The organism is Streptomyces sp. ADI96-02 (genome assembly GCF_003846185.1).
Lineage (GTDB): Bacteria > Actinomycetota > Actinomycetes > Streptomycetales > Streptomycetaceae > Streptomyces.
The window spans coordinates 5,022,744-5,036,913 of sequence record NZ_ML123034.1 but is presented as its reverse complement, the minus strand read 5'-3'; the positions used below and the strand labels follow the sequence as shown (position 1 = coordinate 5,036,913).

Below are 14,170 nucleotides of genomic sequence, written 5' to 3'. Positions count from 1 at the left end.
TGGCGGCACGGCGGGTGGGGGCGTCCTGTCCGCATGCGTGCCCCGTACGCTCCGCGTGCCGTCGTCGTCCATGAAGCACTGCCCCCCTTGACCTGCCCGTCCGTCCGCTGCCCCGGTCAATGTAGTGCGCGCGCACGGCGAGTTCAGCAACGCGCCCGAACGGTGACCGCCTCCGGCCGCCCGGCCACCGCGTCACCGCTGCTCAGCGCCCCGGCGGCCGGCATCTGTCCGTGACGGACAAGGACACGCGGCCATCACTCCCGATCGGAGCATGACCGTGTGCCGCCCCCGCACCTAGCCTGCGGAAGAGAAGCGTCCGAAACACCCCCAGGAGCCCCGCATGACCGCAATTCCGCAGGAGCGCCGCGTCGTCACCGCCATCCCCGGCCCGAAGTCGACCGAGCTGCAGGCCCGCCGTGTCGCGGCCGTCGCCGCCGGTGTGGGCTCCACCCTGCCGGTGTTCACCGCCCGCGCGGGCGGCGGGATCATCGAGGACGTGGACGGCAACCGCCTGATCGACTTCGGTTCCGGCATCGCCGTGACGTCGGTCGGCGCCTCGGCGGAGGCCGTCGTGCGCCGGGCCTCCGCGCAGCTCGCCGACTTCACCCACACCTGTTTCATGGTCACGCCGTACGAGGGGTACGTCGAGGTCTGCGAGCAGCTCGCCGAGCTGACGCCGGGCGACCACGCGAAGAAGTCCGCGCTGTTCAACTCGGGCGCCGAGGCCGTCGAGAACGCGGTGAAGATCGCCCGCTCCTACACCAAGCGCACGGCCGTGGTCGTCTTCGACCACGGCTACCACGGCCGGACCAACCTGACGATGGCGCTGACGGCGAAGAACATGCCGTACAAGCAGGGCTTCGGCCCGTTCGCGCCCGAGGTCTACCGCGTCCCGGTCGCCTACGGCTACCGCTGGCCCACCGGCCCGGAGAACGCGGGCGCCGAGGCGTCCGCGCAGGCCATCGACGAGATCACCAAGCAGATCGGCGCGGACAACGTCGCCGCGATCATCATCGAGCCGCTGCTCGGCGAGGGCGGCTTCATCGAGCCGGCCAAGGGCTTCCTCCCGGCTATCGCGCGGTTCGCGAAGGACAACGGCATCGTGTTCGTCGCGGACGAGATCCAGTCCGGCTTCTGCCGTACCGGCCAGTGGTTCGCCTGCGAGGACGAGGGCATCGTCCCGGACCTGATCACCACCGCCAAGGGCATCGCCGGCGGTCTGCCGCTGTCCGCCGTCACCGGCCGCGCCGAGATCATGGACGCCGCGCACGCCGGCGGCCTGGGCGGCACCTACGGCGGCAACCCGGTCGCCTGCGCGGGTGCGCTCGGCGCGATCGAGACCATGCGCGAGCTGGACCTGAACGGCAAGGCCAAGCGGATCGAGGAGGTCATGAAGGGCCGCCTCGCCGAGATGCGGGCCAAGCTCCCCAACGGCGACATCATCGGCGACATCCGCGGTCGCGGCGCCATGATCGCGATCGAACTGGTGAAGTCCGGCACCAAGGACCCCGACCCGGAGGCGGCGGGCGCGCTCGCGAAGGCGTGCCACGCCGAGGGCCTGCTGGTGCTGACCTGCGGCACGTACGGCAACGTGCTGCGCTTCCTGCCGCCGCTGGTGATCGGCGAGGAGCTGCTCACCGAGGGCCTCGACATCATCGAGCAGGCTTTCGGCCGGATCTGACCGGTCGAACCGCGGAGCGGACGGAAGCGGCGTATCGCCGCGACCGTCCGTCATCCGGGTGAGGGCCTGTGAAGAACGTGTGCGGGGCCGATGGCGGGTCGTGGTTGCGACTGTCGGCGACCCCCTCCTCTGCCGTACGGTTTCCGCAGATGAGAGAGACACCCCGCCCGCAGGGCACTGCGGGCGACACCGGGCCGGGCCCTCGCCGGATCCGCCCCGGGTGCGCCTGCGCGCATCCCGCCGGAGCCTCTGGCTCCGGTACTCCTCACCGGTCGGACGGCCGCCCGCCCCATACCCCCCGGGGCGCGCGGCGAACCGATCCCGCCGGCCATCCCGGAACAACCCCCCCTGTTCCCGGGTGGCCGGCTTCTCTCGTTCCCGGTTTCTTCGCCGTGCTGGCGGCGCTGTTCGGGCTGATCACCTGGCAGGTGGTCGCCGGCGGGCCGCTGCTGCGGGCCGACGTCCGCGTCGGGGAGCGGCTGTTCGGGCGGGGCCCGGCGGCGCTGACCCAGGTCCTCTCCGACCTCGGCGGCGTGCCGGTGGCCCTTCCGGTGCTCGCCTGCGCCATCGCGTACGCGCTGTGGCGCGGTGCGCGCCGGCTGCCGGTGTACGCGGCGCTCGCCATGGCGGCGGTGCCCGCGCTGGTGATTCCGCTGAAGATCGCGACCGCCCGGCAGGGGCCGCTGACGGAGGCGGTCGGCTACTACCCCTCGGGCCACACGGCGACGGCCGCGGTGGCCTACGGCGCGTCGGCCCTGCTGCTCCTGGCGCTCCCCCGCCCGTCACGGCCGCGCGGCGCACGGTGGCTGCGGGCGTGGATGATGCCCGCCGCCGCGATCCTGCTGACGGCGGCGACGGGCGTCGGCCTGGTGCTGCACGGCTACCACTGGCCGCTGGACGTCGTGGCCGGTTGGTGCCTGGGGCCGCTGGTGCTGGGGCCGCTGTGGTGGGCCGGCCGCCGAAACGGGCGTCGAGACCTCTGACGGCGGCTCAGCCCTCCGTGCCCCGTCCGCTCGCGCCCCGGGCGGCGGCCCCCGCCGCCTCGTGCATGGCCAGTTCCAGCAGCGCCGCGTCGTTGAGCGTTCCCGAGCCGTCCGGCGGAATCAGCCAGCGCAGTCCCCCGGCCGCCCGGCCCGGGTACGGGACGGCGATCCAGGCGTCCGGGCCGGCGCCCCGTACGCCGGTGCCGATCCAGTGGGCGGCGGTGCCCGGCGGGACGAAGAAGCCCGTCCGGGACTTCCCGGAGTCGGCGAGGACCGGTCCGGGCCGGTCGACGAGACGGGTGAGGACGCCGAGCGCGGGCCGCGCCAGCTCACCCGGAAGGATCAGTACGTCCCAGCGCCTGCCGGCGGGCAGGAGCGCGATCCCCCGCGGATCGCGTTCCCATTCCCGTCGGCAGGCGCGCGGGTCCCGTGCCGCCGATGCGAGCCACGCGACCGCGGCCTTCGTCTCCGGACCGGTCATGGCCTTGCCTCCCGTTGTCGTGGGCGTCGGCGGGGTGGTGCCGACGCCTTCACGGGCGGGAGAGCGCTGGGCCCCGACTATGACGCGAGTCGGGGCTACCAGTTGGTAGTGAAGTGGGTCACAACGGCGTCACCGCAGCTCAACGGCGTACGGCGCGGGCGTTTCTCAGCTGTCGAAGCCGAGGCCGAGCCGGTCCATGGTCCGCAGCCACAGGTCGCGGTGGCCGCCGTTGGCGTCGGCGCGGGCCAGGGAGCGCTTGGTCATCTCGATCCCGGCCCAGGCGAACGGCTCCGGCGGGAAGGGCATCGGCCGGGAGCGGACCATCTCCAGCCGGGTCCGCTCGGTCTCCCGGCCGGCGAGGAGGTCCAGCATCACGTCGGCGCCGAAGCGCGTCGAGCCCACACCGAGCCCCGTGTACCCGGCGGCATAGGCGACGCGCCCCCGGTGGGCCGTGCCGAAGAACGCGGTGAACCGGGAGCAGGTGTCGATCGCCCCGCCCCAGGCGTGCGAGAAGCGCACCCCGGAAAGCTGCGGGAAACACGTGAGGAACTGCTCGGCCAGTTTGAGGAACGTCTCCGGGCGCTGGTCCAGTTCGGCGCTGATCCGGCCCCCGTACGGATAGATCGCGTCGTAGCCGCCCCACAGGATCCGGTTGTCCGAGGAGAGCCGGAAGTAGTGGAACTGGTTGGCGCTGTCGCCCAGACCCTGCCGGTTCCCCCAGCCGACGGAGGCGAGCTGCTCCGGCGTGAGCGGTTCGGTCATCAGCGCGTAGTCGTAGACCGGCACGGTGTACGGGCGGACCCGCCTGACGAGCGAGGGGAAGACGTTGGTGCCGAGTGCGACCCGCCGGGCGAAGACCCGGCCGTACGGGGTGCGGACCGCCATGCCGGAGCCGGCGCGGACGAGGTCGAGGCCCGGGGTGTGCTCGTACATCCGCACGCCCAGCTCCCGGCAGGCCCGCTTGAGGCCCCAGGCGAGCCTGGCCGGGTGCAGCATCGCTACGCCGCGCCGGTCCCAGAGGCCGCCGAGGAACGTCGGTGAGTCGACTTCCGCGCGCACCGCGTCGCGGTCCAGGAGGTCCACCCCGGTGATGCCGAGCTTCTGGATCTCCTCGTGCCATTCCCGCAGTTCGGCGAGTTGGTGGGGCTCGGTGGCGACGTCGATCTCGCCGGTGCGCTCGAACGCGCAGTCGATCCCGTAGCGGGCGACGGCCGCCTCGATGGCGTCGAGGTTGCGGTGCCCCAGCTCCTCCAGCTTCGCGATCTCGCCCGGCCAGCGTTCCACTCCGTTGGCCAGGCCGTGGGTGAGCGAGGCGGCGCAGAAGCCTCCGTTGCGGCCCGAGGCGGCCCAGCCCACCTCGCGCGCCTCGATCAGGACGACGTCGCGGTCCGGGTCGCGTTCCTTGGCGAGCAGGGCGGTCCACAGACCGCTGTAGCCGCCGCCGACGACCAGCAGGCCGGTGTGCTCGTCGCCGGTGAGGGCGGGCAGCGCCTGCGGCCTGTCCGGGTCGTCGAGCCAGTAGGAGACCGGCTTGGCGCCGGCGATCGATCGTGCTGCCGTACGCATGGCGGCTGGGGCCATGACTTCCAACTCCTTCGGTGCTTTCAGGACCGGGCGTTGTTCTTCCGGGCGTTGTTCCTGCGCCGGTTCGCGACGAACTGGCCGACCAGGACCACCAGTACCGCGATGACGAACATGGCGGTGCCGATGACGTTGATCTGCACGGGTGTGCCGCGCTGTGCCGAGCCCCAGACGAACATGGGGAACGTGACGGTGGAGCCCGCGTTGAAATTGGTGATGATGAAATCGTCGAAGGAGAGCGCGAAGGCCAGCAGCGCTCCCGCCGCGATCCCGGGGGCGGCGATCGGCAGCGTCACCCGGACGAAGGTCTGCACGGGCCCCGCGTACAGGTCGCGGGCCGCCTCCTCCAGCCGCGGGTCCATGGACATGACGCGTGCCTTGACCGCCGTCACCACGAAGCTGAGGCAGAACATGATGTGGGCGATCAGGACGGTCCAGAAGCCCAGTTCGGCGCCCATGTTCAGGAAGAGCGTGAGCAGGGAGGCGGCCATGACGACCTCGGGCATCGCCATCGGCAGGAAGATCAGCGAGTTGATCGCGCCGCGCGCGCGGAAGCGGTAGCGGACCAGCGCGAAGGCGATCATCGTGCCGAGCACCGTGGCCCCGACGGTGGCCCAGGCGGCGATCTGGAGCGAGAGGGAGAGCGAGCCGCACAGGTCGGCGACGCCGCACGGGTCCTTCCAGGCGTCCAGCGAGAACCGCTGCCAGGCGTAGTTGAACCGCCCGTTGGGCTTGTTGAAGGAGAACACCATCACGACGATGTTCGGCAGGACCATGTAGGCGAGGGTCAGCAGACCGGCGATGACGATCAGGTTCCGGCGAATCCAGCGCAGTACGGTCATCAGACCAGGTCCTCCGTCCCGGAGCGGCGGATGTAGAAGGTGACCATCAGCAGGACGACCGCCATGAGGATGAACGAGAGCGCGGCGGCCGTCGGATAGTCCAGGACCCGCAGGAACTGGCTCTGGATGACGCTGCCGACCATCTTGGTGTCGGTGGAGCCGAGGAGTTCGGCGTTGACGTAGTCGCCGCTGGCCGGGATGAACGTCAGCAGGGTGCCGGAGACGACGCCGGGCATGGAGAGCGGGAAGGTCACCTTGCGGAAGGTGGTGGCGGGCGTGGCGTACAGGTCGCCCGCCGCCTCGTGCAGCCGGCCGTCGATCCGCTCCAGCGAGGTGTAGAGCGGCAGGATCATGAACGGCAGGAAGTTGTACGTCAGACCGCAGACGACGGCCATCGGCGTGGCCAGGACCCGGTTGGACTCGGTCCAGCCGAGCCAGGCGGTGACGTCCAGCACGTGCAGGGTGGAGAGCACGTCCACGACCGCGCCGCCGTCGGCGAGGATCGTCTTCCAGGCCAGCGTCCGGATCAGGAAGCTGGTGAAGAACGGGGCGATGACCAGGACGAGCACCAGGTTGCGCCGGCGGCCGGCCTTGAAGGCGATGAGGTAGGCGAGCGGATAGCCCAGCAGCAGGCACAGGACGGTGGCGGTGCCGGCGTAGAGCAGGGACCGGATGAACTGCGGGTAGTAGTCGCGCAGCGCGTCCAGGTACGTCGGGAAGTGCCAGGTGACCTCGAAGCCCTTCTCCAGCGAACCCGTCTGGACCGAGGTGGACGCCTGGTAGACGAGCGGCAGGGCGAAGAAGACGACCAGCCAGAGGATGCCGGGAAGCAGCAGCCAGTACGGGACGAGCCGCTTGCGGGCGGACGGCTTGCGCGGCACGGGTCCCGGGTCCTTCGAGGGCGGCGCGGGCGGCGCCTCGGTGAGGCTCACGCCGCGTCCTCCACGCTCGCCGCGCCGGCGTCGATGTCCTGGTCGGCGTCGAGGCCGAAGGAGTGGGCGGGGTTCCAGTGCAGGACGACCTCGGCGCCGGGCACGAGCCGGGTGTCGCGCTCGATGTTCTGCTCGTAGACCTGGAGGGCCTTGCCGGCCGGGCTCTCGACCACGTACTGGGTGGAGACGCCGATGAAGCTGGAGTCGACGACGCGTCCGGTGACGCGGTTGCGGCCGTCGGCGATGGTGTGGGCGTCGTCGGCGTGGGCCAGGGATATCTTCTCCGGCCGGATGCCGAGGAGGATGCGCCCGCCGTCGGCCGCCGGGGCGGAACACCGCTCGCGCGGCAGGGTGAGGGTGCCGCCGCCCGCCGAGACCACGAGGTCGGAGCCGGAGGGCACGACCTGGCCCTCGATGAGGTTGGAGGTGCCGAGGAAGTTGGCGACGAACGTGGTGCGCGGGTTCTCGTAGAGGTCGGCCGGGGCGCCGAGCTGCTCGACCCGGCCGCCGTTCATCACCGCGACGGTGTCGGCCATGGTCATGGCCTCCTCCTGGTCGTGGGTGACGTGCACGAACGTGATGCCGACCTCGGTCTGGATCCGCTTGAGCTCCAGTTGCATCCGGCGGCGGAGCTTGAGGTCGAGGGCGCCGAGCGGTTCGTCGAGCAGCAGGACCTGCGGGTGGTTGATGAGCGCGCGGGCGACGGCGACGCGCTGCTGCTGGCCGCCGGAGAGCTGGTGGGGCTTGCGGCGGGCGAAGTCGCCGAGCTGGACGAGCTCCAGCATGTCGTCCACCTGCTTCTTCACCGACTTGACGCCGCGCCGCCGCAGGCCGAAGGCGACGTTCTCGGTGATGTCCAGGTGCGGGAAGAGCGCGTAGCTCTGGAAGACCGTGTTGACGGGCCGTTTGTAGGGGGGCAGGTCGGTGATGTCCCGGCCGCCGAGGGAGACCGTGCCGGTGGTGGCCTCCTCCAGGCCCGCGATCATCCGCAGGGTGGTGGTCTTGCCGCAGCCGGACGCGCCGAGCAGGGCGAAGAAGGAGCCCTGCGGGACGGTGAGGTCGAGCGGGTGCACGGCGGTGAACGAGCCGTAGGTCTTGCTGATTCCGGTGAGGCGGACGTCGCCGCCTGCGGTCTGCTGCTGTGTCATGGGTCGCGGTCCCAGCGTGTTCGGGGGGTTCGGGGCGGGGCGCGGCCGGTCGGGGGCGACCGGTCGCGGGACCAGGTCAGGCGCCGATGAGCTTGGCGAACTTCTCCTCGTACGCCGTCTCCTCCGCCGCGCTCAGCGACCGGAAGGAGCGGGACTTCGCCGCCATCTCCCGGTCGGGGAGGATCAGCGTGTTGGCGGCCATCGACTTGTCGATCTTCGCGAGTTCGTCGCGTACGCCGTCGACCGGGCAGACGTAGTTGATGTAGGCGGCGAGCCGGGCGGCGACCGGCGGCTCGTAGTAGTAGTCGATGAGCTTCTCGGCGTTGGTCTTGTGCCGGGCCCCGGCGGGGACGAGCAGGTTGTCGCTGGAGGTGATGTATCCGGCGGCCGGGATGGCGAACCGGATGTCCGGGTTGTCGGCCTGGAGCTGGATGACGTCCCCGGCCCAGGCGACGCAGGCGGCGATGTCGCCCTTGCTGAGGTCGGCGGTGTAGTCGTTGCCGGTGAAGCGGCGGATCTGCTTCCGGTCGACGGCCTTCTGGAGCCGGCCGATCGCCGCGTCGAAGTCGGCGTCGGTGAACGTCCCGGGGTCCTTGCCCAGGTCGAGCAGGGTCATGCCGACCGAGTCGCGCATCTCGGAGAGGAAGGACACCCGGCCCTTGAGCTTCGGGTCGTCCAGGAGCTGGGTGATGGAGTCGACCTTGCGGCCCCCGGTCGCCTTCACGTTGTACGCGATGACGGTCGGGATGCCGGTCCACGGGTAGGAGTGCGCGCGGCCCGGGTCCCAGTCGGGGCTGCGGAACTGGGCGGAGACGTTGGCGAACGCGTGCGGGAGGTTCGCGGGGTCGAGCTTCTGGGCCCAGCCGAGGCGGATGACGCGCGCGGCGAGCCAGTCGGTGACGCATATGAGGTCGCGCCCGGTGTCCTGTCCGGCCGCGAGCTGCGGTTTGATCTTCCCGAAGAACTCGACGTTGTCGTTGATGTCCTCGGTGTACTTGACCGTGATCCCGGTGCGCCGGGTGAACGCCTGGAGGGTGGGCCGGCTCTTCTCGTCCTCGCTGACGTCCATGTACTCGGTCCAGTTGGAGAAGGTGAGCTCCTTCTCCTTCGCCGAGTGGTCGTCCGAGGCCGCCGCGTCGCCGTCGGCGCGCCGGGCCGGCGGGATGCCGCACGCGCCGAGGGCGCCGATGCCGCCGAGCGCCAGGGCGCCCATGCCGGAGGCGCGCAGCAGGGAGCGGCGGGTGAGGGCGCCCCTGCCGCTGGTCAGGGATCGCCTCATGGCCGCCGCTCGGGCGGGCGAGAGGCGCTCGGGCTCGTGACTCTCCATACGCTGTGCCCTTTCGGGTGGGAGGCCGCTGGGGCCTTGCGGCCCGGTCGCGCGGCAGCTGCTACCGGTCTCCGAAGATCGTGCGGTGCCAGTCCTTGCGGGCGACCGCGGTGTTGTCGTACATGACGTGCTTGACCTGGGTGTACTCCTCGAAGGAGTACGCGGACATGTCCTTGCCGTAACCGCTGGCCTTGTATCCGCCGTGCGGCATCTCGCTGAGGATCGGGATGTGGTCGTTGACCCAGACGCAGCCCGCCTGGATCTCGCGGGTGGCGCGGTTCGCCCGGTAGACGTCGCGGGTCCAGGCGGAGGCCGCGAGCCCGTAAGGGGTGTCGTTGGCCAGGGCGATGCCTTCGTCGTCGGTGTCGAAGGGCAGCACGACCAGGACCGGGCCGAAGATCTCCGCCTGGACGATCTCGCTGTCCTGGGCGGCGTCCGCGATCAGGGTCGGCCGGTAGTACGCGCCGGCGGCGAGGTCGCCGCCGGGGGCCTCGCCGCCGGTGACGATCCGCGCGTGGCCGCGGGCCCGGTCGACGAAGGCGGCGACCCGGTCGCGCTGGGCGTGGCTGATCAGCGGGCCGAGGTCGGTCGACGGGTCGAAGGGGTCGCCGACCCGGACGCTCTCCATGAGCGCGGCCACCTCGCGGACGAAGGTCTCGTACAGCGGGCGCTGCACGTAGGCGCGGGTGGCCGCGGTGCAGTCCTGGCCGGTGTTGATGAGGGCCCCGGCGACGGCGCCGTGGGCGGCGGCCTCCAGGTCGGCGTCGTCGAAGACCACGAAGGGCGCCTTGCCGCCGAGTTCCAGGTGGAGGCGTTTGACGGTGGCGGTGGCGATCTCCGCGACGCGCCGGCCGACGGCCGTGGAGCCGGTGAAGGAGGTCATCACGACGTCCGGGTGGCCGACCAGGTGTTCGCCCGCCTCCCGGCCCGTGCCGGTGACGATGTTGATCACGCCGTCGGGGATGCCCGCCTCCGTGGCCGCCCGGGCGAACATCAGCGAGGTGAGCGGGGTGGGTTCGGCGGGCTTGAGGACGACGGTGTTGCCCGCGGCGACGGCCGGGAGGATCTTCCAGGCGGCCATCTGGAGCGGGTAGTTCCAGGGGGCGATGGAGCCGACGACGCCGATCGCCTCGCGGCGCACGTAGGAGGTGTGGTCGCCGCTGTACTCGGCGGCGGCCCTGCCCTCCAGGTGGCGGGCCGCGCCCGCGAAGAAGGCGGCGTTGTCGACGGTGCCGGGGACGTCGAACCCGGTGGAGAGCTTGACGGGCTTTCCGCACTGGAGGGACTCGGCGTACGCGAAGTCGTCGGCCTGCTCGGCGAGTCGGGCGGCGAAGCGGTGCAGGGCCTCGGAGCGTTCGCCGGGGGTGGCGCCGGACCAGGCGGGGAAGGCGGCGCGGGCGGCGGCCACGGCCGCGTCCACGTCGTCGGTGGAGGCGAGTTCGTAGCGCAGCACCGTCGTGCCGTTCGCGGGGTTCACCACCTCGTGGTGGCGGCCGGACGTGCCGGGGAGCAGCTTGCCGCCGATGTACTGGGCGCCTTCCGCGAAGCGGTGGCGGATCTGGAAGCCGTTGCTCATGAGCTCTCCTCCGCCGCTGTACCCGCTGGGCGGGGTCGGCGTAGCTTCTTCCTGAATTGAGTGCCGATCCTGACAGAGGGGTTCCAGGCCAACAAGTGATTCCGTTGTTGCCTTTTGGTTACGCGACGGAATCTGTCGACCATGTGTCGCGTCGGTGCGGAAATCCCCGTACGGAGTGTCAGTGGCGGATGCCACACTCGCATGCCATGGAACCGATCGACGAGCTCCTGGCGGACACGGCGCGCGGCAGGCGCGTGAAGTACCTGCCGTTCTGGGGCCACCGGCCGCGCCGGGACGGGCAGGTGGGCCCGCACTGCCTGAGCCAGTGGTGGCCGTCCGCGTTCACCGTGGACGAGGTGGTCTACGCGAGCGCCGAGCACTGGATGATGGCGGGCAAGGCGCGCCTCTTCGGGGACGGGGAGGCGGAGCGGGCCGTGCTCCGCGCGGGCAGCCCGGCGGCGGCGAAGACGGCGGGCCGGCTGGTGCGCGGCTTCGACGAGGACGTGTGGATACGGGAGCGGTTCGCCCTCGTGGTGGCGGGCAGCGTGCACAAGTTCGGGCAGGACGCCGAGCTGGGCCGGTATCTGCTGGACACCGGGGACCGGGTGCTGGTGGAGGCTTCGCCGGTGGACCGGATCTGGGGTGTCGGGCTGGCGGCCGACGACGAGCGGGTGGAGCGGCCGGGCGAGTGGCGCGGGCTGAATCTGCTGGGCTTCGCGCTGATGGCGGCACGGGAGCGGCTGCGGGCGGCGGGGGCCGGTGCCGCGGAGTCCGGTGCCGCGGGAGTGGGCGCTGTGGGGTCCGGTGGCACCGTGTCCGGTGGCGCGGACGGCGGGCGGGGCTGAGGGCGATCGCGGGACGCCGCGTGGTCCGTCGTCGCCGCCGCGTGCGGTGGGCGCGTCGGGTCCACGCGGACGCCGCCCGGTCCGACGGGCGCGGGGCCCTGCCGGTCCGGGCGGCGGCGGGTGGTGGCGGGGCCGCGGCGGTATGCGAGGCGGCCTAGCGGCCGTCCTCCACGACCAGCGAGGTGGCGAACGGGTCGCTGTAGCTCTCGCCGGAGTCGGCCTCTCCGTTGGCGACGGTCCAGATCAACAGGCCCAGGATCGCGGCGCCGATCACCGTGCCGACCGAGCCGAGGATGATCCCGGCGAGCGCCATGCCGCCGTTGGTGGCCTCGCCGCGCTTGGCCCGGCCCCGGCCGATGATGCCGAAGACCAGCGCGAGGATGCCCAGGACGATGTTGAGCCCGTAGAGGCAGAAGCCGCCCACCGAGATGATGCCGAGGACCAGCGCCGCGGTGCCGAGTCCGTTCGAGGGCGCGGGACCCCAGGGCTGCGGGCCGCCGCCGTAGGCGTCGTAACCGGGGTAGGCGTTGTAGCCGGGGTAGCCCCCGTACGGCTGCGCGGGCGGCGCCGGGTAGCCGTAGTGTCCGGCGGTCGGCGGCATCGCCGGGCCGGGCCCGTGGGGGCCGACGGGCGGCGGCGGCAGGTTCGCGGGGGCCGGGCCGAAGCCGCCCGCGGCCGGGGCCGGGCCGCTGCTCTCCCCTGTGCCCGGTCCGGCGCTCTCCCCCGTGCCCGGTCCGGCCGCCGGCATCGACGCCACGGTCGGCCGGTCGTGGACGGCCGGCGGCAGCGGGGCGGCTGCGCCCTGCTTGCCCAGCTCCACCCTGCCCTCCGGCGGCGCCCACGGATCGCGCGGCGCGGCCCCGCCCCCGGGCTGCTCTGTGTTGTCTGACATGGGCCTCCCCCATCGTGGTCCTGTCATGCTACGGCCCGGCTCCCGAGCGCCGGAGGCCGCATACGATGATCGGTGCGGCCGGCTCCCCCGGCCGCCGTCCCGCCCAACCGGAGAGAACCGATGACCGATCCGCGCTCCTTCATCGCAGGGCTGCCCAAGGCCGAGCTCCATGTCCACCACGTCGGATCCGCGTCGCCGCGGATCGTCGCGGAGCTCGCCGCCCACCACCCGGACTCCAAGGTCCCGACGGATCCGGAGGCGCTGGCGGACTACTTCACGTTCACCGACTTCGCGCACTTCATCGAGGTCTACCTCTCGGTGGTGGACCTGGTCCGCACCCCGGAGGACGTCCGGCTGCTGACGTTCGAGGTGGCCCGGGACATGGCCCGGCAGAACATCCGGTACGCGGAGCTGACCGTGACCCCGTACTCCTCGACGCGGCGGGGCATCCCCGAGGCCGGCTTCATGGAGGCCATTGAGGACGCGCGCAAGGCGGCCGAGGCGGAGCTGGGCGTCGTCCTGCGCTGGTGCTTCGACATCCCGGGCGAGGCCGGGCTCCAGGCGGCCGAGGAGACCGCCCGCCTCGCGGTGGAGCACCGGCCCGAAGGGCTCGTCTCCTTCGGCCTCGGCGGACCGGAGATCGGGGTGGAACGCCCGCAGTTCAAGCCCTACTTCGACCGGGCCATCGCCGAGGGCCTGCACTCCGTCCCGCACGCCGGGGAGACCACCGGGCCGCAGACCGTCTGGGACGCGCTGATCTCCCTGCGGGCCGAGCGCATCGGGCACGGCACCAGTTCCGTGCGGGACCCCCGGCTGCTGGAGCACCTGGCCGAGCACCGGATCGCCCTGGAGGTCTGCCCGACGTCGAACATCGCGACCCGCGCGGTGACGGACATCGAGCTCCACCCGATCCGGGAGATGGTGGCGGCCGGTGTCCTGGTCACCGTCAACAGCGACGACCCGCCCATGTTCGGCACCGACCTGAACAACGAGTACGCGGTCGCCGCCCGGCTGCTGGAGCTGGACGAGCGCGGGATCGCCGACCTCGCCAAGAACGCGGTGGAGGCGTCCTTCCTCGACCCGGCCGGCAAGCGGCGACTGGCCGAGGAGATCGACACGTACACGGCGAACTGGCTCCGGGCTCCCGGCCGCTGAGCGTCCCGGACACAATGGCCGCATGGCCATCACCGACACCGGCGTCGTCGCCGTGGGACACCGCGGCGATCCCTACCGGGCCCGCGAGAACACCCTGCCCTCGATCCGCTCCGCCCTCGACCGGGGGGCGGACGCGGTCGAGATCGATGTGCGGGTGACCCGCGACGGTGTGCCCGTGGTGCTGCACGACGCGACGCTGGAGCGGCTGTGGGGCCACGACCGCCGGGTGGACCGGCTGGAGCACCGGGAGTTGAAGGAGCTGACCGGCGGCGGCGTGCCCACGCTCCACGAGGCGCTGGACGCCGCCGGAACGCACCGGGTGATGGTGGATCTGCCCGGTTCCACGGACGCGTCGGTGCGGACCGTCGTCGGCGTGGTCCAGGAGTGCGGCGCCGCCGACCGGGCGTACTACTGCGCGAGCACGGACGCCATGCTGCGGGTGCGCGCCGCCGACCCGGCCGCCGAGATCGCGCTGACCTGGACGACGCTCGCCCCGCCGCGCCCGGTGCTGCTGGACGCGGTCAGGCCGCGCTGGCTGAACTACCGCTTCGGGCTGGTGAGCCGGGAGTTGGCGGACCGGGCGCACCGGGACGGGCTGCTGGTGTCGGTCTGGACGGCGGACACGCGGCGCACCATGCGCCGGCTGATCGACCGGGGCGTCGACTCCATCACCACCAACCGGATCGACGTCCTGCGGCGGCTGCTGGCCTCCTGAGGCCGGGCGCGC

The 14,170-nt window shown here is 72.2% G+C and carries 13 protein-coding genes; 5 read left to right on the top strand and 8 right to left on the bottom strand.

Annotation, left to right across the window (positions count from 1 at the left end; translation table 11 throughout):
- The first annotated feature begins 340 nt into the window (after positions 1-340).
- Positions 341-1,681, top strand: a complete 1,341-nt coding sequence (gabT, locus tag EES43_RS22305; RefSeq protein ID WP_124270351.1) for a 4-aminobutyrate--2-oxoglutarate transaminase — start codon at positions 341-343, stop codon at positions 1,679-1,681.
- A 149-nt stretch (positions 1,682-1,830) separates the two neighbouring features.
- Complete coding sequence (locus EES43_RS22300; RefSeq protein WP_124270350.1) at positions 1,831-2,664, top strand: phosphatase PAP2 family protein; 834 nt, start codon at positions 1,831-1,833, stop codon at positions 2,662-2,664.
- A gap of 7 nt (positions 2,665-2,671) precedes the next feature.
- Here EES43_RS22300 and EES43_RS22295 read toward each other — a convergent pair whose 3' ends face one another.
- From EES43_RS22295 to EES43_RS22265, 7 genes are all read right to left on the bottom strand, one after another.
- Positions 2,672-3,145, bottom strand: coding sequence for a hypothetical protein (locus EES43_RS22295; RefSeq protein ID WP_124270349.1), 474 nt, complete (start codon positions 3,143-3,145; stop codon positions 2,672-2,674).
- Between the two features lie 165 nt (positions 3,146-3,310).
- Complete coding sequence (locus tag EES43_RS22290) at positions 3,311-4,726, bottom strand: NAD(P)/FAD-dependent oxidoreductase (RefSeq protein ID WP_124270348.1); 1,416 nt, start codon at positions 4,724-4,726, stop codon at positions 3,311-3,313.
- A 23-nt stretch (positions 4,727-4,749) separates the two neighbouring features.
- Entirely contained in the window at positions 4,750-5,568 is an 819-nt protein-coding gene (locus EES43_RS22285) for an ABC transporter permease (RefSeq protein WP_124270347.1), read from the bottom strand.
- Complete coding sequence (locus EES43_RS22280; protein ID WP_124270346.1) at positions 5,568-6,500, bottom strand: ABC transporter permease; 933 nt, start codon at positions 6,498-6,500, stop codon at positions 5,568-5,570. The genes EES43_RS22285 and EES43_RS22280 overlap by 1 nt, the downstream gene beginning before the upstream one ends.
- Positions 6,497-7,648 (bottom strand): ABC transporter ATP-binding protein, encoded by a 1,152-nt coding sequence (locus EES43_RS22275; RefSeq protein ID WP_124270345.1) that lies wholly within the window; start codon positions 7,646-7,648, stop codon positions 6,497-6,499. Before EES43_RS22275 ends, EES43_RS22280 begins: the two co-directional genes overlap by 4 nt.
- Positions 7,649-7,724: 76 nt before the next feature.
- A complete protein-coding gene (locus EES43_RS22270; RefSeq protein WP_124270344.1) occupies positions 7,725-8,975 on the bottom strand; it encodes an ABC transporter substrate-binding protein in 1,251 nt (416 codons plus the stop codon).
- A gap of 61 nt (positions 8,976-9,036) precedes the next feature.
- On the bottom strand, positions 9,037-10,551 hold the full coding sequence (locus EES43_RS22265) for a gamma-aminobutyraldehyde dehydrogenase (protein ID WP_124270343.1): 1,515 nt from the start codon (positions 10,549-10,551) through the stop codon (positions 9,037-9,039).
- A gap of 206 nt (positions 10,552-10,757) precedes the next feature.
- Between EES43_RS22265 and EES43_RS22260 the strand changes: the two genes are divergently transcribed.
- Positions 10,758-11,396, top strand: coding sequence for an NADAR family protein (locus EES43_RS22260; protein WP_124270342.1), 639 nt, complete (start codon positions 10,758-10,760; stop codon positions 11,394-11,396).
- A 154-nt stretch (positions 11,397-11,550) separates the two neighbouring features.
- Here EES43_RS22260 and EES43_RS22255 read toward each other — a convergent pair whose 3' ends face one another.
- The gene (locus EES43_RS22255) at positions 11,551-12,288 is read right to left on the bottom strand and encodes a DUF4190 domain-containing protein (protein WP_124270341.1); all 738 of its coding nucleotides are present in this window, start codon (positions 12,286-12,288) and stop codon (positions 11,551-11,553) included.
- A gap of 120 nt (positions 12,289-12,408) precedes the next feature.
- Between EES43_RS22255 and EES43_RS22250 the strand changes: the two genes are divergently transcribed.
- Entirely contained in the window at positions 12,409-13,443 is a 1,035-nt protein-coding gene (locus EES43_RS22250; protein WP_124270340.1) for an adenosine deaminase, read from the top strand.
- A gap of 22 nt (positions 13,444-13,465) precedes the next feature.
- Positions 13,466-14,158: a glycerophosphodiester phosphodiesterase gene (locus tag EES43_RS22245; protein WP_124270339.1), complete on the top strand. Its 693-nt coding sequence runs from the start codon at positions 13,466-13,468 to the stop codon at positions 14,156-14,158.
- Positions 14,159-14,170 lie beyond the last annotated feature (12 nt).